The following is a 23,588-nucleotide window of genomic DNA, read 5'->3' on the forward strand; positions in this document are numbered from 1 at the left end:
GAATCTGTCAGAGGCGGGGCGGAGTGGGTAGGCAGGACCGTTGGCGCCATGGATGGCGCCATCGAGCCCCCATGGACGGGTTTACGGCGTGTCCTGCCTACCCACACCGCCCCGCCATCCCACGGAATGCCCGCTGTTGCCGTTGCTGTTGCCGTTGCTGTTGCTTGAATGTCGTAGCAGGTGCAGGGCGCAGCCCTGCTCGACCAACCTCACACCGTGATGGTCTGGGTCAGCGATTCCCAGGTCGGCGGCACCGGCCAGGACGCGGCCTGGTTGCCATCCAGCACCCGCCGCAGGTCGCGCGGATCAATCTGCGGGGCCAGCACATGCACCAGCTCCAGCGCGTAGTCGCGCAGCACCCGGTCGCGCGGCAGCACCGCCCAGGCGACGCACTCGGTGATCGGCGCCGGCGCTGGCCATACCCGCAGATCCTCGTCGTTGGCGCTGATCGCCATCTCGGCCAGCAGACCTACCCCCAGACCCGTACGCACATAAGTCTTGATCAGGTCCGCATCCAGCGCCGTCAGCGCCAGATCGGGTACCAGGCTCTGCGCGGCAAAGGCGCGCTGCAACGAGGAGTTGGGACGGGTCGAGGATTCGTAGCTGATCAACGGCTGTCGCGCCAATGCCGCCAGGTCCGGTGCGCGCCCGGCGCGATCCAGCGGATGGCCCTTGGGCACCACCACCAGCCGCCGCCAGCGGAACAGCGGCACGGCGATGCCATCGCTGGGTTCACTGCCGGCGGTACTGATGATCGCGATATCGGCATCGCCCTGGTTCAGCCGGTCCAGCGCATCGGCCTCACCGGCCTGCTGCAGGTGCACGCTGACCTGCGGATAGGCCTGCTTGATGCGCGCCACCGCCGGCGGCAGCACGAAACGCGCCTGGGTGTGGGTGGTGGTCAGGATCAGCTGGCCCTGGCTCTCGCGACGCTGGTTGGCCGCGTAGGTGCGGATGTTGTTGGCCTCGGACAGCACCGCGCGGGCGCGGCTGATCACTTCGGTGCCGGCCGGGGTGACCGACTCCAGGCTGCGCCCCTTGCGTACGAACAGCAGGAAGCCCAGTTCGTCCTCCAGCTGCTTGAGCTGCTTGGACAGCCCAGGCTGGGTGGCATGCACGCGCGAGGCGGCGAGCGTGATGTTCAGCTCGGCGTCGGCGATGGCAACCAGGTAGCGCAGCTGGGTCAGCGTCATGGCAGGCGGGCGATGTGGGGGCGGAGGTCCACTCTAGGGTCAATTGCCGTCACCAGCTTATAACCAAAGGTTGTTTAAGAAAGGTATCTGGTCATTTCCGGGCGTCATATGCCGGCGCTACGGTCAGCCGGCAGCCGCTGGCCTGAACAGCCAGCCCACTTCCTTTCCGCCCGCCGAGCCCGGCGCGGCCTGTTCCTGGAGCGCTCCCATGGCCCTGTACGACTCCATCCTCGACACCATCGGCAACACCCCCATCGTCAAGCTGCAGCGACTGGCGCCGCAGGGCGTGACCCTGTACGCCAAGGTCGAGTCCTTCAATCCGGGCGGCTCGGTGAAGGATCGCCTGGCGCTGGCGATCATCCTCGATGCCGAACAGCGTGGCCTGCTCAAGCCGGGCGACACCATCGTCGAAGCCACCTCGGGCAACACCGGCGTCGCCTTGGCGATGGTGGCGGCCGCACGCGGCTACAAGTTCGTGGCGACCATGGTCGAGACCTTCTCGGTGGAACGCCGCAAGTTGATGCGGGCCTACGGCGCGAAGGTCATCCTGACCCCGGCCGCCGAGCGCGGCAGCGGCATGGTGCGCAGGGCGCGCGAGCTGGCCGAGGAACACGGTTGGTTCCTGGCCAGCCAGTTCGCCAACCCGGCCAACCCGGCCTACCACCGCAACACCACCGCCGCGGAGATCCTGCGTGATTTCGCCGGCAAGCGGCTGGACTACTTCGTGAGTGGCTGGGGAACCGGCGGCACCTTGACCGGCGTCGGCGAAGTACTGAAGGTCGCCCGCCCGGACACCCGCATCATCGCCACCGAGCCGGCCGGCGCCGCCTTGCTGAAGGGCGATGACTGGAAGCCGCACAAGATCCAGGGCTGGACCCCGGACTTCGTGCCCGATGTACTCAACCGCAATGTGGTGGACGAACTGGTGACGGTGGAAGATGACCGCGCGATCGCCACCGCCCGCCGGCTGGCGGCGGAGGAAGGCATCTTCGTCGGCATCTCCGCCGGTGCCACGGTTGCGAGCGCACTGGACGTGGCAGATCGCGCCGAACCGGGCGCGGTGATCCTGGCGATGTTGCCGGACACCGGTGAACGCTACTTCTCCACGCCGCTGTTCGCCGACGTCAATGAAGGTTCGGACGACGACTGGTTGGCCGGTCTGCCCTGATCGCCGCGTTGTCGATGACAGCAGGATGACGCCCACCCTCGCGGTGGGCGTTTGCTATTTGGGTGATCCTGTCTGGGTATTGCCGACGGAAGCGGACAGCTTTCCCCAGAAATCATAAGAGATTCACCCCGAAAACTTTCGTTTTGCCGCGTGCGGCGCTCGCTTCAGCCTGCGTGAAGGCGCCGCCGGCCATCGTGCATGAACAGCGCGGATCGCAGTGCATGAGACGGTCATGACGCAGCATCGATGCCCTGTCCCGCAAGATGCGGGTGCAGCCAGCGTGGGCACGGCGCGCAACAACTACAGGCAGGAGACGGACGCATGAAGATCGAAGTGTGGCAGGGCGACATCACGGCCCTGGCGGTGGATGCGATCGTCAACGCGGCCAATGAATCACTGCTCGGTGGCGGCGGTGTCGACGGCGCCATCCATCGTGCGGCCGGCCCTGGCCTGCTGGCCGAGTGCGAGCGTCTGCCGGAGCTGCGCCCCGGTGTGCGCTGCCCGACCGGTGAGGTGCGCGCAACCGATGCCTATGCGCTTCCGGCACGGCACGTACTGCATACGGTCGGTCCGGTCTGGCACGACGGCCAGCGCGACGAACCGGCATTGCTGGCGAACTGCTACTGGAAGTCGCTGCAGCTGGCCGAATCACTGAACCTGCAGTCGATCGCGTTCCCGGCCATCAGCTGCGGTGTGTATGGCTATCCGCTGTACCAGGCCGCACAGATCGCGGTCACCGAAACACTCGCCTGGCAGCGCAGCCACGCCCAGCCGATGCGGATCGTGCTGGTGGCGTTCAACACGGCGACCGCCAAGGCCTACCAGCAGGCACTGTCGGCCGCAGGCCAGGTCGCCGACAGCGGGCGCGGTTCGCTGCTGTCGCCCTTGGGCGATACCGGCTTCGTGCCGGCGCATTGAAACAACGACGGACGTGGAAAAAAAAAAGGCCGGGCATTGCCCGGCCTTTTCGTTTGCGTCCTCGTGGCGGCGTCAGTCCGTCGCTTCAGCGGCAGCGTCGGCGGCCGCCGTAGCAGCAGCTGATGCCGCGGCCGACGCGGCGCCGTCGATCTGCACGCGCACTTCCACCATGCCCGCTTCATCGCTCAGGCTGGACACGTCCACGGTGTAGTGGCCGGCCGGCAGCGATTCTTCCACGCGTGCGTTGGTGCCGTTGCCACCATCGTCATTGACCAGCTCCACGTCGCCGCCGACCACGCGCAGTACCGTATCCACCTGGCTGGAAATGGCGTCCAGGCGCACATCGGCCGCACGCGGCAGGCTCAGCAGGAAGCGGCGGCGGCCTTCGCCATCGAGCATGGCAAACACACTGCCGGTGTTCGGCAGGGAGGTGCCATCACGCATGACCATGTTGGCCGGCAGCTCGGTGCGCTTGGCCGTCAGTTTGAAAGCGCCGGTACTGGCTTCATCCAGGCTGCGCACGCGCAGGGTGTACTTGCCCGGTTCCAGCGGCATGCCAATGCGCGAATTGGTGTCATCACCGCCATCGTCGTTCTCCGACTGGACGCCGTTGCCATCCAGCTTCAGCACCGTATCGAACGCCTTCGATTCCAGGCGGATTTCGTACATGCCCGCCTTGTCCACCTGCAGGGTGTAATCCTGCGACTTGGAGACCAGCAGGTCGGCGATCTCACCTTCGGCCACCATCGGCTTGCCGTCATACGGCACCAGTTTCTCGGCGCGCAGGCGGTACGGACCGAAGGCTGAGGGGCCGTCGGCATTGATGGCCACCTGGTAGCTGCCAGTGCCGTTGGCGCGGAACGCCAGCGAAACGTCGTTGCCGCGCTCGTAGTCCGAGTTGCTGCTGGCCACCAGCACGCCATTGTTGAACACGGCGATCGAGCCGCGAAGCGCACCGGTCAACGTGATGCCGGCCAGTTGCTTGTCTTCCAGCTTCAGCTGGTACAGCTGATGGTGGCTGCCATCGTTGAAATTGACGCCGCTGCGCGAGGTGATTTCGCCGGAGACCGGCTTGTCGAACTCCAGCGAGGGAGCCTTGCCCATGTCCGTGCTGCCACCCATCCGGTTGCAGCCGCCGACAGCCAGCACCGTGGCCACGGCCAGCGTGATTGCGGTGATACGCATGTTCCTTCTCCTTGGCCTTCCATGTATGCCCCCCGCACTGGCCTGGCGTGCGGGAGGCGGCAACGATACCGGCAAAAGCAAACGCCGGCATGATGCCGGCGCTGCCGTGTTCAGTTCATGCTGCGCAACGGCGGATCAGCCGTTCCACTTGCCCAGCGCGGCCTGGCCGTTCTCCTTGGCGCGCTCGTAGACGGTCTTCTGTGCTGCGGCGTAGTTGCCCTTCATGTCCTTGGCCCACAGCTTCAGTGCCGCCTGCTGCATGGCACGGCCATAAGAGAAGCTCAGCGGCCACGGCAGGTTGCCCATCTGGTTCATGGCGTTGAGGTGGGCGGTGGACTGCTCATCGCTCTGGCCACCGGACAGGAACACCACGCCCGGCAGGATCGCCGGCACGGTGCTCTTCAGGCACATCACGGTCGATTCGGCCACTTCCTCGACATCGGCCTGCTCGTCGCAGCCCTTGCCGGAGATGACCATCGAAGCCTTCAGGATGGTGCCTTCCAGCAGCACGTTCTGCTGGTACAGCGCGTCGAACAGCGAACGCAGGGTGGCTTCGGTGACTTCGTAGCAGGTCTCGATGTCGTGCTCGCCGTCCATGATCACTTCCGGCTCGACCATCGGCACCAGGCCGCATTCCTGGCACAGCGCGGCGTAGCGGGCCAGCGCATGCGCGTTGGACTCGATGCAGGTGCCCGACGGAATGCTCTCGCCGATGTTGATGACCGCACGCCACTTGGCAAAGCGCGCGCCCAGCTTGTAGTACTCCTGCAGGCGCTCGCGCAGGCCGTCCAGGCCCTCGGTGACCAGCTCGCCCGGGCAGCCGGCCAGCGGGTGCGCACCCTTGTCCACCTTGATGCCCGGGATCATGCCGTGGTCGGACATGTACTTGGCGAACGGCACGCCGTCCTTGGTCGACTGGCGGATGGTCTCGTCGTACAGGATGGCGCCGGAAATGTGCTCGTTGAGCTTCGGCGTGGTCAGCAGCAGTTCGCGGTAGGCGCGACGGTTCTCTTCGGTGTTCTCGATGCCGACGCTGGCAAAGCGCTTGGCGATGGTACCGGTGGATTCGTCGATCGCGATGATGCCCTTGCCCGGGGCAACCATGGCCTGGGCGGTTTCAGCCAGCTGTTCGATGCTCATGTACTTCCTGTGGCGGGTGCGGGAAAAACGTAAGTATAGCCCCGCTATCCGTTGCCCCGACGTGGAGGCTCGGATGGAACCGGTTCCACTGTCTGTGCGGGACAGGAAATGTCCTGCCGGATCGGGTCAGAGCCCCTTTCGGGGATCTGACCCCGGGTCGGATCCGCGCCCGCGGCTCCGACCCGATGTGGCCACCTCTTACAGGTCGCCCAGACCGCTGGCGCGGCCGTCTTCGCCCACTTCCAGCAGGCGCAGGGTATTGGTCGCGCCGTGGGTTTCCATGTGCTCACCGCTGGTGAACACCACACGGTCGCCGGCCTGCAGCATGCCGCCCTCCACCAGCAGTCGGATGCTGCCGCGTGCGGCTTCGCGCGGAGTGAAGCCCCGGCTGTCGAAGTTGATCGGGAACACATCGCGCATCAGCGCCATCTGCCGGCGGGCGCCGTCGTGGCGGGTGACCGCGAACACCGGTGCCGAGGCACGGAATCGCGACAGGTAGCGCGCGGTGCCACCGGATTCGGTCATCGCCACGATCGCGCGCACGCCCACGTGCTGGGACAGGAACATGGTGGCCATGGCAATGGCCTGGTCGGCACGTTCCAGGTTGCGCGGCGAAGCGCCGAAGTCGGTCTCGGTCTGGAACTGGCGCTCGGCACCCAGGCAGATGCGCGCCATCGCTTCGACCGCCTTGACCGGATACGCACCGGCGGCGGTTTCGGCCGACAGCATCACCGCATCGGTACCGTCGATGACCGAGTTGGCCACGTCCAGCACTTCGGCACGGGTCGGGATCGGGCTTTCGACCATCGACTGCAGCATCTGGGTGGCGGTGATCACCACCTTGTTCTGCGCCAGCGAGGCCTTGATGATCTTCTTCTGCAGGCCCGGCAGTTCGGCATCGCCGATTTCCACGCCCAGGTCGCCACGCGCCACCATCACCACGTCACTGGCGTCGACGATCTCTTCCAGGTTCTCGATGGCCTCGGTGCGCTCGATCTTGGACACCAGCGCGGCGTAGCAGCCGTGCGATTCGGCGATCTCGCGCGCATCGTTCATGTCCTGCGCATTGCGGCAGAACGATACGGCGATGAAATCCACGCCGATCTTGGCGACGATGCCGATCAGTTCCTTGTCGCGCTCGGTCAGCGCGCCCAGCGACAGGCCACCGCCCTGCTTGTTCAGGCCCTTGCGATCGGACAACGGACCATCGTTGAGCACGGTGTTGATGATGCGCTCGCCCTGCACTTCCACCACCTGCAGCTGCATCAGGCCGTCGTCGAGCAGCAGCACGTCACCGGCGGTCACGTCCTGCGGCAGGCCGAGGTAGCTCACGCCCACCTGGGTGGCATCGCCGGGGCCGGCATCGGTGCTGGCGATCAGGTCGAAGCGGTCACCGGCCTTGAGATGCACCTTGCCCTCGGCGAAGCGCTCGATGCGGATCTTCGGGCCCGGCAGGTCTGCCAGGATGCCCACTTCCACACCCACACGCTGCGCGGCGGCGCGCACATCGGCGGCACGCTTGGCCTGGCCGGACGGGTCACCGTGGCTGAAGTTGAGGCGCACCACGTTGACGCCGGCGCGGAACAGATCCTCCAGCACGCCCGGCGGATCGGTAGCCGGACCGAGGGTGGCAAGGATCTTGGTGCGACGCTGACGCTCGAACATGATGGATGGGCCTCTCCCGTTAAAGGACGGAAATTAGCACATCCTTCACGTCCCATGTATACGGTTACAGCCTTGTGCTGCCTGACTCTGCGGGACATCGCATGGACATGTTCCGGACATACGCTGGTCTATGGCAGCGGAAACGCCGCCGGGCAAGGCCCGGCGCGCGGCATCGTCCAACTCAGGCGAGCAAGGCCAGCAGCTGCGCCGGATCACGGGCCAGCTGCCCGGCACCGGCCTCGGTCAGCTCCTGCTCGCCACCAAAGCCCCACAGCACGCCCACACTGCGCAGCCCGTGGTGACGGGCGCCCTCGATGTCCATGCGGCGGTCGCCGATCATCCAGCAGCGTTCCGGCGCCAGCTGCAGGCGATGCAGCGCCTCGCCCACCAGCTGCTGCTTGCTGCTGCGCGAGCCATCCGGGGTTGAACCGATCACGTCCTCGAACAGGCCACCGAACGGCAGATGCTCGACGATGCGGCGGGCATGCGGCTCGTTCTTGGCGGTGACCACCGCAAGGCGATGGCCGCGTGCGTGCAGCGCGCGTACCACCGCTTCGATGTCCGGGTAGATCGTATGCTCGCGCCAGCCTTCCACGTCGAAACGCTCGCGATAGAAGGCCACGGCCTGCTCCACCCGTTCGGCATCACCGAACAGCGGCGCGAACGTGGTACGCAGCGATGGGCCGATCCAGCCCAGCAACGTTTCCTGCGGCGGCACCGGGTGATCCATCTTCTGCAGCGCATAGGCGATGCAGGTGGTGATGCCCACTTCCGAATCGATCAGCGTGCCGTCCATGTCGAAGAAGAGCGTTGCACGCTCTTCTCCGTCCACCCGCGGATCGACGCTCATGCGCCGCGCGCGGCCAGGGCGGCTACCGCCGGCAGCGTCTTGCCTTCCAGGAATTCCAGGAACGCGCCGCCACCGGTGGAGATGTAGCTGACCTGCTGGGCGATATCGAACTTGTCGACCGCGGCCAGGGTGTCGCCACCACCGGCGATGGAGAACGCCGGCGAGCTGGCGATGGCGCGGGCCAGCGCTTCGGTGCCCTTGCTGAAGGCTTCGAACTCGAACACGCCGACCGGGCCGTTCCAGACCACGGTGCCGGCCTTGGCGATCAGCTGTGCGTACTGCGCGGCCGTCTGCGGGCCGATGTCCAGGATCAGGTCATCCTCGGCCACCGCATCGACGGCCTTCACTTCTGCAGCCGCGTCGGGCAGGAACTGCTTGGCGGTGACCACGTCCACCGGCAGCGGGATGTCCGCACCCCGCGCCTTGGCGTCGGCCACGATCTTCCGGGCGGTATCCAGCAGGTCCGGCTCGTACAGCGACTTGCCGACCTTGTAGCCGGCCGCCGCGATGAAGGTGTTGGCGATGCCGCCACCGACGATCAGCTGGTCGACCTTGCCGACCAGGTTGGCCAGCAGCTCCAGCTTGGTGCTGACCTTGCTGCCGGCGACGATGGCCAGCAGCGGCTTGGCCGGCGCATCCAGCGCCAGTGCCAGCGCATCCAGCTCGGCCATCAGCAGCGGGCCACCGGCAGCGACCGGGGCGAAACGGATCACGCCATGGGTGGACGCCTGCGCACGGTGCGCGGTACCGAACGCATCCATCACGAACACATCGCAGAGAGCGGCGTACTTCTTCGACAGGGCTTCATCGTCCTTGCCTTCGCCAACGTTCATGCGGCAGTTTTCCAGCAGCACCAGCTGGCCCGGCTGCACGTCGACGCCGTCGACCCAGTCACGCACCAGCGGCACCTCGCGGCCCAGCAGCACCGACAGGCGCTCGGCCACCGGCGCCAGCGAATCGGCCTCGCTCCACACGCCTTCCTTGGGGCGGCCCAGGTGCGAGGTGACCATCACCGCCGCGCCCTGCTCCAGCGCGCGCTTGAGCGTCGGCAGGGAAGCGGTGATGCGCTGTTCGGAGGTGATGCGGCCATTCTCGATCGGCACGTTCAGATCCTGGCGGATCAGCACGCGCTTGCCGGAGAGGTCGAGGTCGGTCATGCGGACGATGGACATGGGCAACTCTTTGGCTCTGGAGATGGGATGCCGGCGTGCGGCAGACGGTCATTGTATCGGGTGCGGCTGGCGGCCGCGCCGCTGCCTGCGGCAGGCTTCGAAGCAACGGCAACAGCAACGGCAACGGCCGAAGCACTGGCGCTTCGTGGTGCTGTGGGTGGGCCGGGGCGGTGTGGGCCCGCGGGGGACGCCGTGAATCAATCCCTGGAGGCTCGGGCGCGCCATCCTTGGCGCTTACGCCCCCGCGACCCCACCACCCCGGCCACGACAGGTTCATGAGGCGGAGCGGATGGCAAAGGCGAAAGCAAAGACGGTTTCTGGTGTCGGGTGAAGAAAGAACAGGTCGGAGCCGTTTTCCTGCGGAAAAAGGCTCCGACCCCGATGGCCGTGGAGCGAAGCGACCCGCTTTGGCTCCTGCTCTTCTTTTTTCTCTTCCGTGGGTGGACGCACACGGAAACTGTCAGGGGCCGGGCGGGTGGGCTGGGCAGGGGTGTCAGCCGCATGGATGCGGCTGCCAAGCCTCCAGGGACGGATTCACGGCGTCCCCTGCCCAGCCCACCCGCCCGGCCCAACCCATGATTCACAAACCGGCCACCCACGAGGGGCTGCGCCGTTCGCTGCAAACTACGCCGAAGGCGACGGCTTCTGCTTCAGCAGGCTCAACGCCAGTCCACCCACAACCAGCACGCCCAGCCCCAGCAACGCCCACAGCAACCACGCCTTCCAGTCGTGCTGCGGCTTCAGCGCTGCGTCACCGGCGAGCGTCTCCGGACTGCCCTCCAAGCGTGCCAGCGTCGGCTGCCACGACGGATCATTGCGCTGCCGCAGTTCCTCGATCAGCACCGTGATCGGCGCCTCCGCGCGGCGCGCGGTCGTACTGCCCACGGCCAGCGCGTAGGGCGCTGCGCCCTGGCTGAGGAACACCATCACCTCCGGTTGATAGCCCAGGCGCAGGGTCGGGGCGCTGGTGGTCTCCACCGGGCTCGCGACCAGCTTCCAGTAACGGTCGCGGTACATGCCGCCCAACGGCTGTGCCGCCGATTGCTGGCGCTGGCCCGGTGCCCCCTGCTGCAGCTGATAGGCGATCCAGGGCGCGCTGCGGCGCTGCCATTCGGCGCTTTCGTCGTCGCGGCTGAACAGGGTCCACTGCACCAGGCTGTTGTCGGTGCTGGCCACGTCGGCGCGGGTCACCGGGAATCGACCATCCAGTTCAAAGGTGAATTCCCCCTTGCCCTGCGCGGTCGGTGTCAGCGACAGCCACTCCCAGGGCACCGTTGCCGGTGCCGGCGGCAGTTCGGCCAATACACTGCGCAGCTCTGGCAGGCGCGCCTCGCCCTGCGGCAGGATCCGCAGGTAGCGCACATTGCTGTCGACCTGCAGGCGTCGCTGCAGCAGGCGCTTGCCCGCACGCTGCAGGTCCACCAGGGGGACATCACGGGCGATCGACTGCCAGCGCTGCAGATCATCGCTGGCGTCAAGCTGTACCTGCGCCTGCAGCGGCTGGCCACTTTCGGCCCAGTCCAGCACCAGCGCTGCCAGCGGCTGCTGGCCGAGCACGCTGGCATCGATCAACCAGCCGCCCTGCCCGTTCGCCACCGCACCACCACCAAGCCTGGCCTCGACCCGGCGCACACGGCCGTCGGTATCGCGCTCGGTCAGCAGCTGCAGGTCGTTGCGCTGGGCCTCGGCCAGTGGTGGCAGCGCGAACCACGGCAGTTCGCGCTGCACCGGCGGCTGCGCCAACGGCTGGTCCGGCGCCAGCAGCGCCGATGGCAATGCCTGGCCGGCAGCGTTGAACACCTGCAGATCGCCCAGATCAGCGGCGCCTGCGCGGCGGTAGATCGCCGGCTCCAGCACCACACGATAGGCACCGGACTGCGCGCTGGACAGGCTCAGCGGCCACTGTTCGGCGTACTGCGCGCGGTAGTCCGTGGCCTGCGCGGCAACCGCACCGGCCACGCCGAACAAGACCGGCAGCAACGCTCGGCTCCACTTCCTCATTGGTTTTCCTCCACGGTTGGCGGCGCGCTCGGCGGCGCGGGCGCCAGGTAGCCCACCACGGTGCACAGCAGGCCGTAGGCGATGAACGATGCGATTCCCAGCAGGTTGCCCAGATGCTGGCGGTCGATCAGCACCAGCTTGGCCAGCACCACGGCCATCAACACGGCACCAACCATCCACAGCACACGCTGGCCGCGACGCGAGCCCCACACCCAGGCGATCACGCCGAGTACGCTCCACAACACGGTCAGGCTGGTCTGGGCCAGGCTGAAGCGGGCCATCGTCGGATCCCAGACCACACCGCCCCAATGATGCACGCCATGCAGCACGGTGCTGGTCAACGCGATGAAACCGGCCACGGCCAGCACCGGCACACGCAACCGCTGCAGCTGCGCTGGTCCCTGCGGGTCATACAGCCAGCGCGCGATCAGCAGCAGGCTGACCCACTGTGCCAGTTCGGCAGGATTGAGCAGCGGCAACCACGGCAACGGCGTGGCGTCGCCCGCCAGGGTCAGGCCGAACAACCAGGCCAGCGCCAGCAGCGCGAAAATCACACACTGCAGCGGCAGGCGCACCGGGTCAAACGCAGCACCCAGCGGCCAGCGCAGCACGTTCCAGCGCCACAGCGACAGCGCCGCCAGCAGCAGCCACGGCAACGTGACCAGCAATGCCGTCCAACCCTGCGCCAGGCGCGCGTCGCCGCCACCCCACAGGGCCAGCAGCGAAAGCAGCGACGGCCACAGCAGCCACCACAGGAACTGCGCGATACGGGCCACGCCGCCGCTGCCCTGGCGCAGGCACAGCAGGCTGCGCACGCCAAGCACGGCGAACACTGCCCATGCCAATGCGCCATAGCCGGCAAACGGCTGCTGGTGGGCATCGCTCTGCAGCAGGGCCAGCGGGAAGCCGGCGGCCAGCATCGCCAACGCGGTCACGCCCAGCGCACGTGCCGGCATGCGGCGTTGCACCTCCGAGGCCAGCCAGGCGGTAACGGCGGCCAGCACCAACACCGCGTCGGCCTGCGCCGAATGCTGGAAAAAGCGGCCGATTTCATGCACCAGACCGCCCAACCACCACAGCAGGCCCCACAGGTAGTACGCCAGGGCGATGTCATGGCGCTGCCTGCGCTGATAGCTCCACGCCGCCGCGAAACCCGCCACGGCCAGCAGCAGTGCGCCGATCGCGGTCGGGTTGAGCAGGAAACGCTGGTCCTGGTGCCAATGGTCGGCCCCCACCACGAACGCGAATGCGGCGGCGAGCTGCAGCAGCGCACCGGTCACCTGCGGCAACCAGCGCTTCTGGCGCAACCCCAGCCACGCCAGGCCGGCACCTTCCAGCGCGAACACCGCACCGGTGGCCCGCGCCGACAATGCCAGCGGCACCGCCAGCGTCGCAAAGCCCACCGCCAGTACTGCATGCGACTGCGCCAGCACCGTATACGACGCGCGTGCGATCAGGGCCCGTGCCAGCAGCGCATAGATCGCTGCCAGGCCCAGCGCGCACAGGGCCAGCGTCATCGGTTGTTCGTGCAGCATGCCGGCCTGCAACGAGAAGGCGATCAGCGGCGTGCCGAACACCAGGCTGCCGTCGACCAGATCGCGACGCCCGGCCGGCTGCCGGCGCGCATACAACAACGGAATCAGCAGATAGAAGGCGAAGAACAGCAGCAGGAACGGTTCGGTACTGGCGAACTTGGCCGCGTCGTACTGCAGCACGCCCCAGAAGGTGCCGATGCCGAAGGTGAACGCGAAACCCAGCAGGTTCAGCACACGCCACGGGCGATACCAGGCAATGGCGAAAATGCCCGCGTTGAGCACGGCGTAGTAGCTGAACAGCCCGACGTGGTTGCCACTGCCGGTGGACAGCCACAGCGGCGCCATGAAGCCGGCCAGGATGCCCAGCACTGCCAACGTGCGCGAGTTCTGCACGACCGCCAGCACGCACAGCCCCGCCACCAGCGCGATCGAGCTGGCAAAGGCGAAGCCGGGCGCGAGCAGATCGAAACGCTTGAAGGCAGCGAAGATGGTCAGCAGCAGTACGCCGATGGCGCCCCCCTGCAGGGCCAGCGCGAACATCCGCCGGCGTTCGCGCTGGTGCCAGCCGAAGGCCAGCAGGCCCAGCGCACCGACGGTGATGCCCGCCAGCCGCAGCTCGACCGGCACCACCAGCCAGCCCTGGTCGCTGACGTACTTGAGCAGCGCAGCAACGCCGGCCAACAGCACCAGCATGCCAATCTTCACCGGCACATTGCCCTGGGTGAACCAGTGTTTGACCGCACCGATCGCGCGCTCGACCAGGTTCGGCAGGGCTGGTTCCGCTGGCAAGGGCGGCAATGTGGGCTCAGGTGGCAACGGCGGTGGCGGCGACGGACGCGCGGGTTGGGCCGGTGGCGGCAGCTCCTCGCGGGCGGCAACCGGAGGCGGGGCCGTGGCCGCCGTGGGCCGCAGGAACGAGGGCTCGCTGCCGGGTTCACGTGTTGCCGCAGGCGCGCGCGGCGGCGCGGCCACTGCCGTGGGCGCACGGCCAAGCGTCTCTGCCGAAGTGGGCGCGGCCTGCACGCTCTGTGCGGCCTCCAGCGCGGCGACCCGCCGGCGCAGGCCGGCAATCATCACCAGCGCCACCACCAGCAGCAGCGGTATCGCCAGCAGGACCAGTACTGCCAGGACCAAGAGTGCTTCCATTCCTCGCCTTCCAATGCGATCCCGCGCCACGATGGCGGCGGTCGACGGGCCCATGCTACGTCAGGCCGGGCCCCTTAAACGACGAACCCCGGCCAGGCCGGGGTTCGCGCGACGATCTTCGCAGGCCTTACTTGGCTGCGACGACCTTGGCCATTTCCAGGCACTTGTTGGAATAGCCCCACTCGTTGTCGTACCACGACACGAGCTTGACGAAGGTGCCGTCCAGCGCGATGCCGGCGTCTGCATCGAACACCGAGGTGTGGGTTTCACCGCGGAAATCGGTGGCCACTACCTTGTCTTCGGTGTAGCCCAGGATGCCCTTCAGCGCGCCTTCGCTCTGTGCCTTCACTTCGGCGCAGATCTCGGCGTAGGTGGCTTCCTTTTCCAGCTCGACCGTCAGGTCGACCACCGACACGTCCGAGGTCGGGACGCGGAAGCTCATGCCGGTCAGCTTCTTGTTCAGTTCCGGGATGACCACGCCGACGGCCTTGGCCGCACCGGTGGAGGACGGAATGATGTTCTCCAGGATGCCGCGGCCGCCGCGCCAGTCCTTGTTGGACGGGCCATCGACGGTCTTCTGCGTGGCGGTGGCCGCATGCACGGTGGTCATCAGGCCGCGCTTGATGCCCCACTTGTCATTGATGACCTTGGCCAGCGGCGCCAGGCAGTTGGTGGTGCACGAGGCGTTGGAGATGATCGCCTGGCCAGCGTAGGTCTTGTCGTTCACGCCGAACACGAACATCGGCGTGTCGTCCTTCGACGGTGCCGACAGGATGACCTTCTTGGCGCCGGCATCGATGTGCTTCTGCGCACTGACCTTGTCCAGGAACAGGCCGGTGGCTTCGAGCACGACGTCAACGCCGACTTCGTCCCACTTCAGGTTGGACGGATCGCGTTCCTGGGTCAGGCGGATCTTCTTGCCGTTGACCAGCAGATCCTTGCCATCGACGGCTACGTCGGCCTTGAAACGGCCGTGCACGGAGTCGTACTTGAGCATGTAGGCCAGGTAATCCGGCTCCAGCAGATCGTTGATGGCCACGATTTCGATGTCGTCGCCGAAGTTCAGCACCGCCGAGCGCAGGACGTTACGCCCGATGCGACCGAAACCGTTGATACCAACCTTGATTGCCATGTTCTCAAGCTCCTGCAGCCGCGACAGGTGCGGCGGGGTGGATAGGGCCCACAAGTCTAGCAGGCCGGCCTTGACCACCGCCGGCCAAGCCCGCCGCCGGGACGGGGGCCGGACAGGATTTGATCCGGATCAAAGCGTTAGCGCGGTGTGAGGCCGAGACTGGCCACATCCACCCAGCAACGAGATCCCCCCCATGCGCAAGACCTCCCCCATGATCGTGGCCAGCCTGGCCGCCGCCCTGTCGTTGGCCGCTGCCCCGGCCATGGCCCAGTCCAAGGGCGACTGGACCCTTTCCGCTGGCGTGCACCAGGTCGCCCCGAAGTCGAACAACGGCTGGCTGGCCGGCGGCACCCTGAAGGTCGACGTCGACAACGACGTCAAGCCGACCATCACCGGTGAGTACTTCATCGCCGACAACCTGGGCATCGAAGTACTGGCGGCGCTGCCGTTCAAGCACGACATCAACATCAACGGCCTGGGCCGCGTGGGCAGCACCAAGCAGCTGCCGCCGGTGGTCACCCTGCAGTACCACTTCAACAGCAAGGGCAAGGTGTCGCCGTTCGTGGGCGCCGGCCTGAACTACACGACCTTCTTCAGCGAAGACACCACCGGTGCGCTGGCGGGCAGCAAGCTGAAGCTGCAGGATTCGTGGGGCCTGGCCGCGCATGCGGGCATCGACTTTGCGATTGGCGAGAAGGGCGCCCTGCGCGTGGACATGCGCTGGATCGACATCGACAGCAAGGTGAAGCTGGATGGCGAGAAGATCGGCACGGTCAACATCGATCCGCTGGTCTACGGCGCGTCCTACGTCTTCAAGTTCTAAGGGGTTGATTGGCGGGGGCTGCGCCCCCGCTCCCCCGCTACAGGCAAAACCCTCGCAGCATGTTGCCCCGGTATGTGTGTGCCGGGGCTTTTTTGTTGGTGCAAAGCGCGGATCTGCGTTTGGGTGGGGCAAGTGAGTTGCTCAGGACACGCCGTAAATACGTCCATGTAGGCTCGATCGCCGCATCCATGCGGCGAACGGTCCTGAGCAACCCACTTGCCCCACCCCTTCCATTTTTCCGCGCGCGCAGGCGCAAGCAGAAGCCGGCACCCGCATGACCCAGTTGACATCGGCCGGATGCGACCCAGCATTTGACTCTGATTCTGCTTCTGACGTTTGCATCCGCCACCGCGGCCATGTTGGAGGTGTGCGGTCGGGGCAGGTAGAGCGGGACCGTTGGCGCCATGGATGGCGCCATCGAGCCCCCAAGGATGGGTTTACGGCGTGTCCCGCACTGCCTGCCCCGGCCGCACACACACCGACGACAATGAACGCGCCGCTTTCCATCAACCACCCATCTCCCCCGCTGGCTAGAATGAGCGGATGAAAGCACTGCACTCCCTGTTCCTCGCCGCCGCACTCGCGCCGGCCCTGCTGACCCTGTCCGCACCCGCCCATGCCTGGGGCGCGCAAGGCCACCGCCTGGTCGCCGAAGTCGCCGACAGCCGCCTCAACCCGACCACGCGCGCTGAAGTCCACCGCCTGCTGGCCACCGAACCCGGCGCCACCCTTGCCAGCATCGCGCCCTGGGCCGACCAGCTGCGCGCCAAGGACCCGGGCCTGGGCCGTCGCTCGGCCGGTTGGCACTACGTCAACATCGCCGAAGATGGCTGCCACTACGAGGCGCCGAAGCACTGCAAGAGCGGCAACTGCATCGTCGAAGCGCTGAAGGCGCAGAGCGCGATCCTCGGCGACCGCAGCCTGACCGATGGCGAGCGCCTGCAGGCGCTGAAATTCGTCGTGCATCTGGTCGGTGACATCCACCAGCCGATGCACGCCGGCTACGGCCACGACAAGGGCGGCAACGATTTCCAGCTGCAGTTCGGCAACCGCGGTACCAACCTTCACTCGCTGTGGGACAGCGGCATGCTCAATACCCGCAAGGTCGACGATGCCGGTTACCTGCCGGTGCTGCGCGCACTGCCGGCGCCGAAGCTGGCACGCCAGTCCAACCCGCAGCGCGATCCGGTCAGCTGGGCTGAAGCCAGCTGCCGCATTTCGGTGCAACCTGGCGTTTACCCTGCCTCGCGTAAGATCGGCGACGACTACACCACGCGCTACCGGCCGGTGGCCGAAGCGCAGCTGCGACTGGCCGGTGAAAACCTGGCGCAGTTGCTGAACCGCGTGCTCGCCACACGCTGAGGAGTGCCCGATGTCGGTCCAGGTGCAATCGTTCTTCCACCGTGACAGCAACACCTTCAGCTACCTGGTCAGCGACCCGGCCAGCAGCGAGGCCGCGCTGATCGACCCGGTACTGGATTACGACCCGGATACCGACGCCAGCAGCGAATCGCCGGTGCGGGCGATGCTCGATGCCATCGCGCAACAGCAGCTGCACGTGCGCTGGCTGCTGGAAACCCACGCCCATGCCGACCACGTGTCGGCAGGACGTCGGCTCAAGCAACGGTTCCCGCATGCGACGCTGGCCATCGGCGAAGGCATCCGTGCGGTGCAGGCCACGTTTGCACCGCGCTATGGCCTGCAGCTGCCCGAGGAACATGCCGTCTTCGATCACCTGTTCGCTGATGGCGAGACCTTCGCACTGGGTGAACTGCAGGGGCGCATCATCGCCGTACCCGGCCACACCAGCGACAGCATCGCCTATCTGATCGACGATGCGCTGTTCACCGGCGATTCGTTGTTCATGCCCGATGGCGGCACCGCACGCTGCGATTTCCCCGGCGGCGATGCTGCGCAGCTGTACCGCTCGATCCAGCGCCTGCTGGCCCTGCCCGATGCCACCCGCGTATTCGTCTGCCACGACTACGGCCCGGGCGGACGCGATTTCGCCAACGAAACCACCATTGGTGAACAGCGCGCGCACAACATCCACGTGCATGAGGGCGTGGCCGAGGCGAAGTTCGTCAGCGTGCGCCAGGCGCGTGATGCGACCCTGGCAGAACCGCAGCTGATGCAGCCAGCGGTGAAGGCCAACATCCAGGGCGGCGCGTAGGGCCCGCACGGTCGCCTCATCGCGCCAGCAATGACACCGCGTCATTTACCCTGCGTGCGCACCACATGCTGGCCCTTCACGATCTCGAAGGTGAAGGCATACAGCAGGCTCACCGGCACCGGTTCGACGCGCTCGGCGCCTTGGCAGTCGCCACGGTCGCTCGGCACCTTGCCGGGGGCGAAGTGGCAGACCGCGGCGGGCGAATACTTCCACATCGCCACCGCCTCCTGCGCAGCCTGCAACAGCGGCGCATTCTCGCTCGCCGCGCCTGCCGCGCATTCGCTGCGGTCGACCAGCGCCAGGCTTCGCTCGACAGCGCCTTCGGCATCGATCACCACCTGCAGGCAGATCGTGGTCGGCGCCAGCTCGGTGCGCGGGTCACGATCACCGATCTGCGGATCCGGCGCCGCATACAGCTGCGGCATCCGATAGCCTTCGGTCGCTCCCAGCGTGTACGCCTGCACCTGGCCGCTGCCGCCTTTCCCTTCCGCATGCAGGCGCTGATGGCCGACACTCTCATTGCGGGTATCGACGGTGGTCAACCGTTCCTGGGTGGCGCAGCCTGCCAGCATCCCCACTGCCAACAGCAGCGCGATGCGCATCACCTGGCGGTCTCCGTCACTTCGTCGCTCTCATCCATGGCGAAGGTGATCGGAATGCGTACAGCGCCCGCCACCGGCTTGCCGTTCTTCAGCGCCGGGCGATAGGTCCAGCTTCGCGCTGCTGCAATCGATACCGCTTCGAACACGCCCGGATTGGTGGCGCTCACTACACGCACATCGCTGACAGCACCCTGCGCATCAACGTCGACGCGGAGCACCACCACGCCTGTCTGGCTCTGCTCGAACGCGCTCTTCGGGTAGCTCGGTGGTGGCATCCTGTCGACCCGGATCTCGCGATCCATGACGGCCACGGTTGGGCCGGCCGCCATTGCTCCACACTGGCTGGCCCACGCCACCGCCCCCATCCCCAGGCACAACCCGACCACCAGCACCTGCCCCGACACCCACGGCAATGCCTTCCGCTTGGACAGCTTCAACATGGCGATACGCTCCTTCAACACAGGCTGGCTGCGCCAGTGGCATACCGCCGGCGCAACCGGATGGACCAGCTGCGCCTTCAGCAGCGTGCTGGCGTAGAGGCCGCGCAGCGCAGGCTGCGGGGCAATGGTGCGGGCGTCGCAGGCCAGTTCCTGGTCACGCAGGAAGCGGCGTGCGGCCCATGGCAGCAGCGGATGGAACCAGAACACCGCGCGCATCAGCAGCAATACGCCGTTGGCCCAGTGATCGCCATTGCGACGATGGCTGTGCTCGTGCTGCAGGATCAGCGCCTGCTCCTGTGCAGTGAACTGCTGGTCGAAATCGGGGCCGACCACGATGCGCGGCCGCCACAGGCCCACCAGCGCCGGCAGCCCGGGATCGCCACTGGCCTGCCAGCTGCCATCGGCGCGTGCCTGCAGGGCGCCCATGCCGCGTTCGAAGCGGCGCTGTGCGCGCAGGTCGCGCAACAGGCAGACGCCCGCGCCCAGCGCCCACACCACCAACAGCAGCGAGGGCCATTGCAGAGATGACGCAGGCAGGCCCTCCACTGCTTCCGGCACGACCTTCAGCGGCAAGGTCGGCACATGCTGCAACAGCGCGACCTGTGGCAGGGGAATCAACAGCGTGGCCAACAGCAGGGGCAGCAGCCACCAGCTGCGGTAGGCCAGCCCGGCGCCGCCCAATCGCACCAGCAACGCCCGCGTCACCGCCAGCAGGACCACGCCCACCGCCAGCCACAAGCTGGCCTGCCACAGTCCGTCGAGCAGCTCATTCATGGTCCAGCTCCTGGATCAGCTTCTTCAGTTCGGCGATGTCCTGTGCGCTGAGCTGGCCGCGTTCGCTGAAGTGCGCGACCAGCGGTGCCACGCGCCCTTCGAAGACACGGCCGATGAAGTCCTGGCTCTGCGCCTCCACCCAGGCCTGGCGCTGCAGCAGCGGCCGGTACAGGTAGCGCCGGCCATCGCGCTCGGCGGCGATCGCGCTCTTGGTCAGCAGGCGGTTGAGCAGGGTCTTGATGGTCGGCTCAGCCCAGTCGCGGTGCGCCAGTGCGGCCACCACCTCGTCGGCGCTGCGCGGTGCCTGCTGCCACAGCACCTCCATCACAACGGCTTCAGCTTCGCTGATAGGGGTCATGGTTTACATCCGTAATCGACGATTCGATTACGCGCGTAATCGAATCGACTGTCAACCCCTCGACCGGTAATTCATCACGCCTGCGCCAGCATGGGGGCCTCCACCGCAGGTATCGGCATGAAGCCCTTGCGCAAACGTGACTTCCCGGTTGAGCAGGCCCGGCGCTTCCTCGAACCCGGTCCGATCGTGCTGGTCAGCACCGCCTGGCAAGGCCAGCGCAACCTGATGACGATGGGCTGGCACATGGTGATGGGCTTCTCGCCCTCGCTGGTGGCCACCTACCTGTGGAACGAGAACCATAGCTTCAGCCTGGCCCGCAGCAGCGGCGAATGCGTGATCAACATCCCGGGCGTGGAGCTGCTGGACACGGTGGTCGATATCGGCAACTGCAGCGGCCGTGACGTGGACAAGTTCGAACGGTTCGGCCTGGATGCGATGCCTGCGCGGGAGGTGGGGGCACCGCTGGTGGGCCAGTGCCATTCCAGCTTCGAGTGCCGCCTGCATGACGACAGTCAGGTCGAATCGAGCAACCTGTTCATCTGGGAAATCGTGCGCGCCCATGTTGCGCCTCGCCCAAAGCTGCCGCGCACGGTGCATTACCGGGGTGATGGGCAATTCATGGTGTCCGGCGCCGAAGTCTCGCGTCGACGGCGGTTCAAGCCCGACATGCTGTAATGCCAGCACTCCCCCAAGCAGGACCGCCCCGGATGACCGAACACCTCACCGACCTCGACGCCGCCGTTGACTGGCTGTTTGCGCGCGTGGATGGGCCGCTGCGGATCGGTGCGCCGCTGGCGCTGGGTAAACCACACCGCCTGCTCAACGCCCTGTATGCGCGCGTCGAACAGGACCCGTCGCGGCCGCTGCAGCTGTATACCGCACTGTCACTGAACCCGCCGCAGGCAAAGGGCAACGGCCTGGAAGCGCGTTTCCTGGCGCCGTTCGCGGCCCGCCATTTCGGTGAAGACTTCCCGCGCCTGGCCTACGCCGATGCAATCGCCCGCGACGCGCTGCCGGCACACGTGCGGGTGGAAGAGTTCTACATGCAGTCCGGTGCCCTGCTCGGTTCGCGACAGGCGCAATCCAGCTACACCAGCCTCAACTACACCCACGCTGCCGACGCGGTAGCGCAGCGCGCGCCGCAGGTGATCGTGCAGAAAGTGGCGATGCGCCCGGACGACCGACGCCTTTCGCTGTCCTGCAACAACGACATCACCCAGGACACGCTGGACGCGATGACCGCACGCGGCCTGCCGCGCCCGCTGCTGGTCGCCGAGATCGATCCGCAGCTGCCCTATCTGGGCGGCACGGCCACGGTGGACGTGTCCTTCTTCGATCTGGTCATCACCCCGCCAGCGCCGTATCCGGCGTTGTTCGGCCTGCCACGGCAACCGGTGGCCGACGCCGACTACGCCATCGGCCTGTATGCCAGCACCCTGGTGCGCGACGGTGGCACCCTGCAGATCGGCATCGGCACCCTGGCCGATGCACTCAGCCACGCATTGGTACTGCGCCACACCGACAACGCACGCTACCGCCGCGTGTTGAACGCGCTGGATCCGCAACTGGCCAGCCATCCGCTGGTACAGGAGATCGGCGGACTGGACCCGTTCGAGATCGGCCTGTACGGCTGCAGCGAAATGCTCAACGAGGGCTTCCGCCGGCTGGTGCAGACCGGTGTGATCAAGCGCAAGGTGCATGACGATCTGGCACTGATGCAGCGCATCGAGAACGGCAGCACGCTGTCCATCGACCATGCCACGCTGGAGGCCGAGGGCGAATACCTGCACGGCGCGTTCTACCTGGGCTCATCCGAATTCTACGAATGGCTGCGCACCCTGCCCGAGGACGAATGCCGGGCGATCGGCATGCGCCGCATCAGCGAGATCAACCAGCTGTACGGTGGCAACGAAACGCTGGAGCGCCTGCAGCGCCGTCACGCCCGCTTCTTCAATTCCTGCATGATGGCCACCGCGCTGGGCGCGGCGGTATCCGACGCGCTGGAGGATGGCCGTGTGGTTTCCGGCGTGGGTGGCCAGTACAACTTCGTGGCGATGGCGCACGCCCTGCCGGAAGCGCGCAGTGTGCTGATGTTCCGCGCTGCCCGTGATGACCGCGGCCAGCGCGAATCCAATGTGCGCTGGAACTACGGGCACACGACCATTCCGCGCCACCTGCGTGACATCTATCTCAACGAGTACGGCATCGCCGACGTGCGTGGCCTGACCGACGACGACTGCGTGCACGCGATGACGGCCATCACCGAAGCACCGTTCCAGGGCGCCCTGCTGCAGCAGGCCTTTTCGGCACGCAAGCTGGCCGCCACGGCGCAACCTGATGCGCAGCGGCAGCAGCGCAACACACCCCAGGCGCTGGCGGCGGCGCTGGTGCCGTTCCGCAACGATGGCACCCTGCCCGATTACCCGTTGGGCAGCGACTTCACCGAGATCGAACAGGTACTGGTGAAGGCACTGGGCTGGCTGAAGGCCAATACACAGACGCGCGGCAGCAAGCTGCGTACCGTGTGGGACGCGCTGTGGCAGCCTGCAGGTGATGGTGACGCGGTGTATCTGCAGCGGATGGAACTGCAGTCGCCCAAGGACTTCGGCGAACGGCTCAATGCACGCTTGTTGAGGCTGGCCCTGGCGCGCACCGCGTGATCGCGCGGAGGGTAGCGCCGGGCCATGCCCGGCGGACAACGATCAGTGCCAACCAAGGTTGGCACCTACCGCATTGGCGCGGCGCGCTATCCTGTACCGATGAACGACGATTCCCGTTTCCTGCATGACCTGCAACGCCGCCAAGCCGATGGCGAGCACCTGCGTTATCTGTGCTTCTGGGGCCACCAGCCGCCGCGCATGGGCGTGGCGGCGTCGTGTTTCAGCCAGTGGTACGACGCAGGTTTCAACATCGACGGCGTGCACTACCCCACTGCCGAGCACTTCATGATGGCCGGCAAAGCGCGACTGTTTGGTGCCACCGACATCCTCGAACAGGTTCTCGCCAGCCGCACGCCTGACAAGGTGAAAGCGCTGGGCCGGAAGATCGACGGCTTCGACGAGGCTCTCTGGGCGCAGGCGCGCTACGCCCTGGTGGTCGAAGGCAATCGGGCCAAGTTCTCGCAGAATGCGGCGCTGGGTGATTTTCTGCGCGCCACGGCAGACCAGGTTCTGGTGGAAGCCAGTCCGGTGGATTTTATCTGGGGAATCGGCCTGGCCAAGGATCACGCCGATGCGCACAACCCGGCGCGGTGGCGCGGATTGAATCTGCTGGGGTTTGCGCTGATGGAAGTGCGGGACACGATGTAACGCGC

The 23,588-nt window shown here is 66.7% G+C and carries 20 protein-coding genes; 8 read left to right on the forward strand and 12 right to left on the reverse strand.

The annotated features are described in order from the left end of the window. Positions 1-209: 209 nt before the first annotated feature. Complete coding sequence (locus AC1DCU_RS18345) at positions 210-1,193, reverse strand: LysR family transcriptional regulator (RefSeq protein WP_301910080.1); 984 nt, start codon at positions 1,191-1,193, stop codon at positions 210-212. A 208-nt stretch (positions 1,194-1,401) separates the two neighbouring features. Between AC1DCU_RS18345 and cysK the strand changes: the two genes are divergently transcribed. Next, positions 1,402-2,361 (forward strand): cysteine synthase A, encoded by a 960-nt coding sequence (gene cysK / locus AC1DCU_RS18350; protein ID WP_032975199.1) that lies wholly within the window; start codon positions 1,402-1,404, stop codon positions 2,359-2,361. Positions 2,362-2,682: 321 nt separating this feature from the next. Then, entirely contained in the window at positions 2,683-3,279 is a 597-nt protein-coding gene (locus AC1DCU_RS18355; protein ID WP_025874259.1) for an O-acetyl-ADP-ribose deacetylase, read from the forward strand. Positions 3,280-3,351: 72 nt separating this feature from the next. Here AC1DCU_RS18355 and AC1DCU_RS18360 read toward each other — a convergent pair whose 3' ends face one another. From AC1DCU_RS18360 to gap, 8 genes are all read right to left on the reverse strand, one after another. Further along, positions 3,352-4,464 carry an ABC transporter substrate-binding protein gene (locus AC1DCU_RS18360; RefSeq protein WP_312963262.1) on the reverse strand — a complete coding sequence of 371 codons (1,113 nt, stop codon included), beginning with the start codon at positions 4,462-4,464 and terminating at the stop codon, positions 3,352-3,354. 135 nt (positions 4,465-4,599) lie between these two features. Continuing rightward, a complete protein-coding gene (locus tag AC1DCU_RS18365) occupies positions 4,600-5,604 on the reverse strand; it encodes a class I fructose-bisphosphate aldolase (protein ID WP_025874258.1) in 1,005 nt (334 codons plus the stop codon). Between the two features lie 198 nt (positions 5,605-5,802). After that, the gene (pyk, locus tag AC1DCU_RS18370; protein ID WP_032975201.1) at positions 5,803-7,269 is read right to left on the reverse strand and encodes a pyruvate kinase; all 1,467 of its coding nucleotides are present in this window, start codon (positions 7,267-7,269) and stop codon (positions 5,803-5,805) included. Between the two features lie 181 nt (positions 7,270-7,450). Then, the gene (locus tag AC1DCU_RS18375) at positions 7,451-8,119 is read right to left on the reverse strand and encodes an HAD hydrolase-like protein (protein WP_051584904.1); all 669 of its coding nucleotides are present in this window, start codon (positions 8,117-8,119) and stop codon (positions 7,451-7,453) included. Then, positions 8,116-9,291, reverse strand: coding sequence for a phosphoglycerate kinase (locus AC1DCU_RS18380; RefSeq protein ID WP_032975202.1), 1,176 nt, complete (start codon positions 9,289-9,291; stop codon positions 8,116-8,118). The genes AC1DCU_RS18375 and AC1DCU_RS18380 overlap by 4 nt, the downstream gene beginning before the upstream one ends. Positions 9,292-9,915: 624 nt before the next feature. After that, complete coding sequence (locus AC1DCU_RS18385) at positions 9,916-11,292, reverse strand: DUF3999 domain-containing protein (RefSeq protein ID WP_025874254.1); 1,377 nt, start codon at positions 11,290-11,292, stop codon at positions 9,916-9,918. Further along, positions 11,289-13,973 carry a DUF2339 domain-containing protein gene (locus AC1DCU_RS18390; RefSeq protein ID WP_442251993.1) on the reverse strand — a complete coding sequence of 895 codons (2,685 nt, stop codon included), beginning with the start codon at positions 13,971-13,973 and terminating at the stop codon, positions 11,289-11,291. The genes AC1DCU_RS18385 and AC1DCU_RS18390 overlap by 4 nt, the downstream gene beginning before the upstream one ends. A 127-nt stretch (positions 13,974-14,100) precedes the next feature. Beyond that, the gene (gene gap / locus AC1DCU_RS18395) at positions 14,101-15,105 is read right to left on the reverse strand and encodes a type I glyceraldehyde-3-phosphate dehydrogenase (RefSeq protein ID WP_025874252.1); all 1,005 of its coding nucleotides are present in this window, start codon (positions 15,103-15,105) and stop codon (positions 14,101-14,103) included. Positions 15,106-15,298: 193 nt separating this feature from the next. On the opposite strand from gap, the gene AC1DCU_RS18400 reads away from it, so the two are divergent. From AC1DCU_RS18400 to AC1DCU_RS18410, 3 genes are all read left to right on the forward strand, one after another. Beyond that, positions 15,299-15,928 (forward strand): OmpW/AlkL family protein, encoded by a 630-nt coding sequence (locus AC1DCU_RS18400; RefSeq protein ID WP_442251992.1) that lies wholly within the window; start codon positions 15,299-15,301, stop codon positions 15,926-15,928. A gap of 543 nt (positions 15,929-16,471) precedes the next feature. After that, the gene (locus tag AC1DCU_RS18405) at positions 16,472-17,290 is read left to right on the forward strand and encodes a S1/P1 nuclease (protein WP_442251991.1); all 819 of its coding nucleotides are present in this window, start codon (positions 16,472-16,474) and stop codon (positions 17,288-17,290) included. A 10-nt stretch (positions 17,291-17,300) separates the two neighbouring features. Further along, positions 17,301-18,101, forward strand: coding sequence for an MBL fold metallo-hydrolase (locus AC1DCU_RS18410; RefSeq protein ID WP_442251990.1), 801 nt, complete (start codon positions 17,301-17,303; stop codon positions 18,099-18,101). A 41-nt stretch (positions 18,102-18,142) separates the two neighbouring features. On the opposite strand, the gene AC1DCU_RS18415 is transcribed toward AC1DCU_RS18410, so the two are convergent. The 3 genes from AC1DCU_RS18415 to AC1DCU_RS18425 are packed head-to-tail and all read right to left on the reverse strand — an operon-like array spanning position 18,143 to position 20,275. After that, positions 18,143-18,703 (reverse strand): hypothetical protein, encoded by a 561-nt coding sequence (locus tag AC1DCU_RS18415; protein ID WP_032977185.1) that lies wholly within the window; start codon positions 18,701-18,703, stop codon positions 18,143-18,145. Beyond that, positions 18,703-19,917: a M56 family metallopeptidase gene (locus tag AC1DCU_RS18420; RefSeq protein WP_478013633.1), complete on the reverse strand. Its 1,215-nt coding sequence runs from the start codon at positions 19,915-19,917 to the stop codon at positions 18,703-18,705. The genes AC1DCU_RS18415 and AC1DCU_RS18420 overlap by 1 nt, the downstream gene beginning before the upstream one ends. Beyond that, positions 19,910-20,275: a BlaI/MecI/CopY family transcriptional regulator gene (locus AC1DCU_RS18425; RefSeq protein ID WP_025874246.1), complete on the reverse strand. Its 366-nt coding sequence runs from the start codon at positions 20,273-20,275 to the stop codon at positions 19,910-19,912. Before AC1DCU_RS18425 ends, AC1DCU_RS18420 begins: the two co-directional genes overlap by 8 nt. A gap of 117 nt (positions 20,276-20,392) precedes the next feature. Here AC1DCU_RS18425 and AC1DCU_RS18430 point away from each other — a divergent pair, with 117 nt between their 5' ends. The 3 genes from AC1DCU_RS18430 to AC1DCU_RS18440 are packed head-to-tail and all read left to right on the forward strand — an operon-like array spanning position 20,393 to position 23,583. Next, the gene (locus AC1DCU_RS18430) at positions 20,393-20,950 is read left to right on the forward strand and encodes a flavin reductase family protein (RefSeq protein ID WP_025874245.1); all 558 of its coding nucleotides are present in this window, start codon (positions 20,393-20,395) and stop codon (positions 20,948-20,950) included. Between the two features lie 32 nt (positions 20,951-20,982). Continuing rightward, positions 20,983-22,935: an acetyl-CoA hydrolase/transferase C-terminal domain-containing protein gene (locus AC1DCU_RS18435; protein ID WP_442251988.1), complete on the forward strand. Its 1,953-nt coding sequence runs from the start codon at positions 20,983-20,985 to the stop codon at positions 22,933-22,935. Positions 22,936-22,959: 24 nt separating this feature from the next. Then, entirely contained in the window at positions 22,960-23,583 is a 624-nt protein-coding gene (locus tag AC1DCU_RS18440; RefSeq protein WP_442251987.1) for an NADAR family protein, read from the forward strand. The last annotated feature ends 5 nt before the right edge of the window (positions 23,584-23,588 follow it).

It is taken from the genome of Stenotrophomonas sp. 10L48 (assembly GCF_056395105.1).

Bases quoted from the DNA above. Each gene is read 5' to 3' on its own strand.
- AC1DCU_RS18415 (WP_032977185.1), bottom strand. From the start codon at position 18,703: ATGCGCATCGCGCTGCTGTTGGCAGTGGGGATGCTGGCAGGCTGCGCC.
- AC1DCU_RS18385 (WP_025874254.1), bottom strand. From the start codon at position 11,292: ATGAGGAAGTGGAGCCGAGCGTTGCTGCCGGTCTTGTTCGGCGTGGCC.
- AC1DCU_RS18440 (WP_442251987.1), top strand. From the start codon at position 22,960: ATGCCCGGCGGACAACGATCAGTGCCAACCAAGGTTGGCACCTACCGC.
- AC1DCU_RS18360 (WP_312963262.1), bottom strand. From the start codon at position 4,464: ATGCGTATCACCGCAATCACGCTGGCCGTGGCCACGGTGCTGGCTGTC.
- AC1DCU_RS18365 (WP_025874258.1), bottom strand. From the start codon at position 5,604: ATGAGCATCGAACAGCTGGCTGAAACCGCCCAGGCCATGGTTGCCCCG.
- pyk (WP_032975201.1), bottom strand. From the start codon at position 7,269: ATGTTCGAGCGTCAGCGTCGCACCAAGATCCTTGCCACCCTCGGTCCG.
- AC1DCU_RS18345 (WP_301910080.1), bottom strand. From the start codon at position 1,193: ATGACGCTGACCCAGCTGCGCTACCTGGTTGCCATCGCCGACGCCGAG.
- gap (WP_025874252.1), bottom strand. From the start codon at position 15,105: ATGGCAATCAAGGTTGGTATCAACGGTTTCGGTCGCATCGGGCGTAAC.
- cysK (WP_032975199.1), top strand. From the start codon at position 1,402: ATGGCCCTGTACGACTCCATCCTCGACACCATCGGCAACACCCCCATC.
- AC1DCU_RS18390 (WP_442251993.1), bottom strand. From the start codon at position 13,973: ATGGAAGCACTCTTGGTCCTGGCAGTACTGGTCCTGCTGGCGATACCG.
- AC1DCU_RS18375 (WP_051584904.1), bottom strand. From the start codon at position 8,119: ATGAGCGTCGATCCGCGGGTGGACGGAGAAGAGCGTGCAACGCTCTTC.
- AC1DCU_RS18420 (WP_478013633.1), bottom strand. From the start codon at position 19,917: ATGAATGAGCTGCTCGACGGACTGTGGCAGGCCAGCTTGTGGCTGGCG.
- AC1DCU_RS18405 (WP_442251991.1), top strand. From the start codon at position 16,472: ATGAAAGCACTGCACTCCCTGTTCCTCGCCGCCGCACTCGCGCCGGCC.
- AC1DCU_RS18410 (WP_442251990.1), top strand. From the start codon at position 17,301: ATGTCGGTCCAGGTGCAATCGTTCTTCCACCGTGACAGCAACACCTTC.
- AC1DCU_RS18355 (WP_025874259.1), top strand. From the start codon at position 2,683: ATGAAGATCGAAGTGTGGCAGGGCGACATCACGGCCCTGGCGGTGGAT.
- AC1DCU_RS18425 (WP_025874246.1), bottom strand. From the start codon at position 20,275: ATGACCCCTATCAGCGAAGCTGAAGCCGTTGTGATGGAGGTGCTGTGG.
- AC1DCU_RS18400 (WP_442251992.1), top strand. From the start codon at position 15,299: ATGCGCAAGACCTCCCCCATGATCGTGGCCAGCCTGGCCGCCGCCCTG.
- AC1DCU_RS18430 (WP_025874245.1), top strand. From the start codon at position 20,393: ATGAAGCCCTTGCGCAAACGTGACTTCCCGGTTGAGCAGGCCCGGCGC.
- AC1DCU_RS18435 (WP_442251988.1), top strand. From the start codon at position 20,983: ATGACCGAACACCTCACCGACCTCGACGCCGCCGTTGACTGGCTGTTT.
- AC1DCU_RS18380 (WP_032975202.1), bottom strand. From the start codon at position 9,291: ATGTCCATCGTCCGCATGACCGACCTCGACCTCTCCGGCAAGCGCGTG.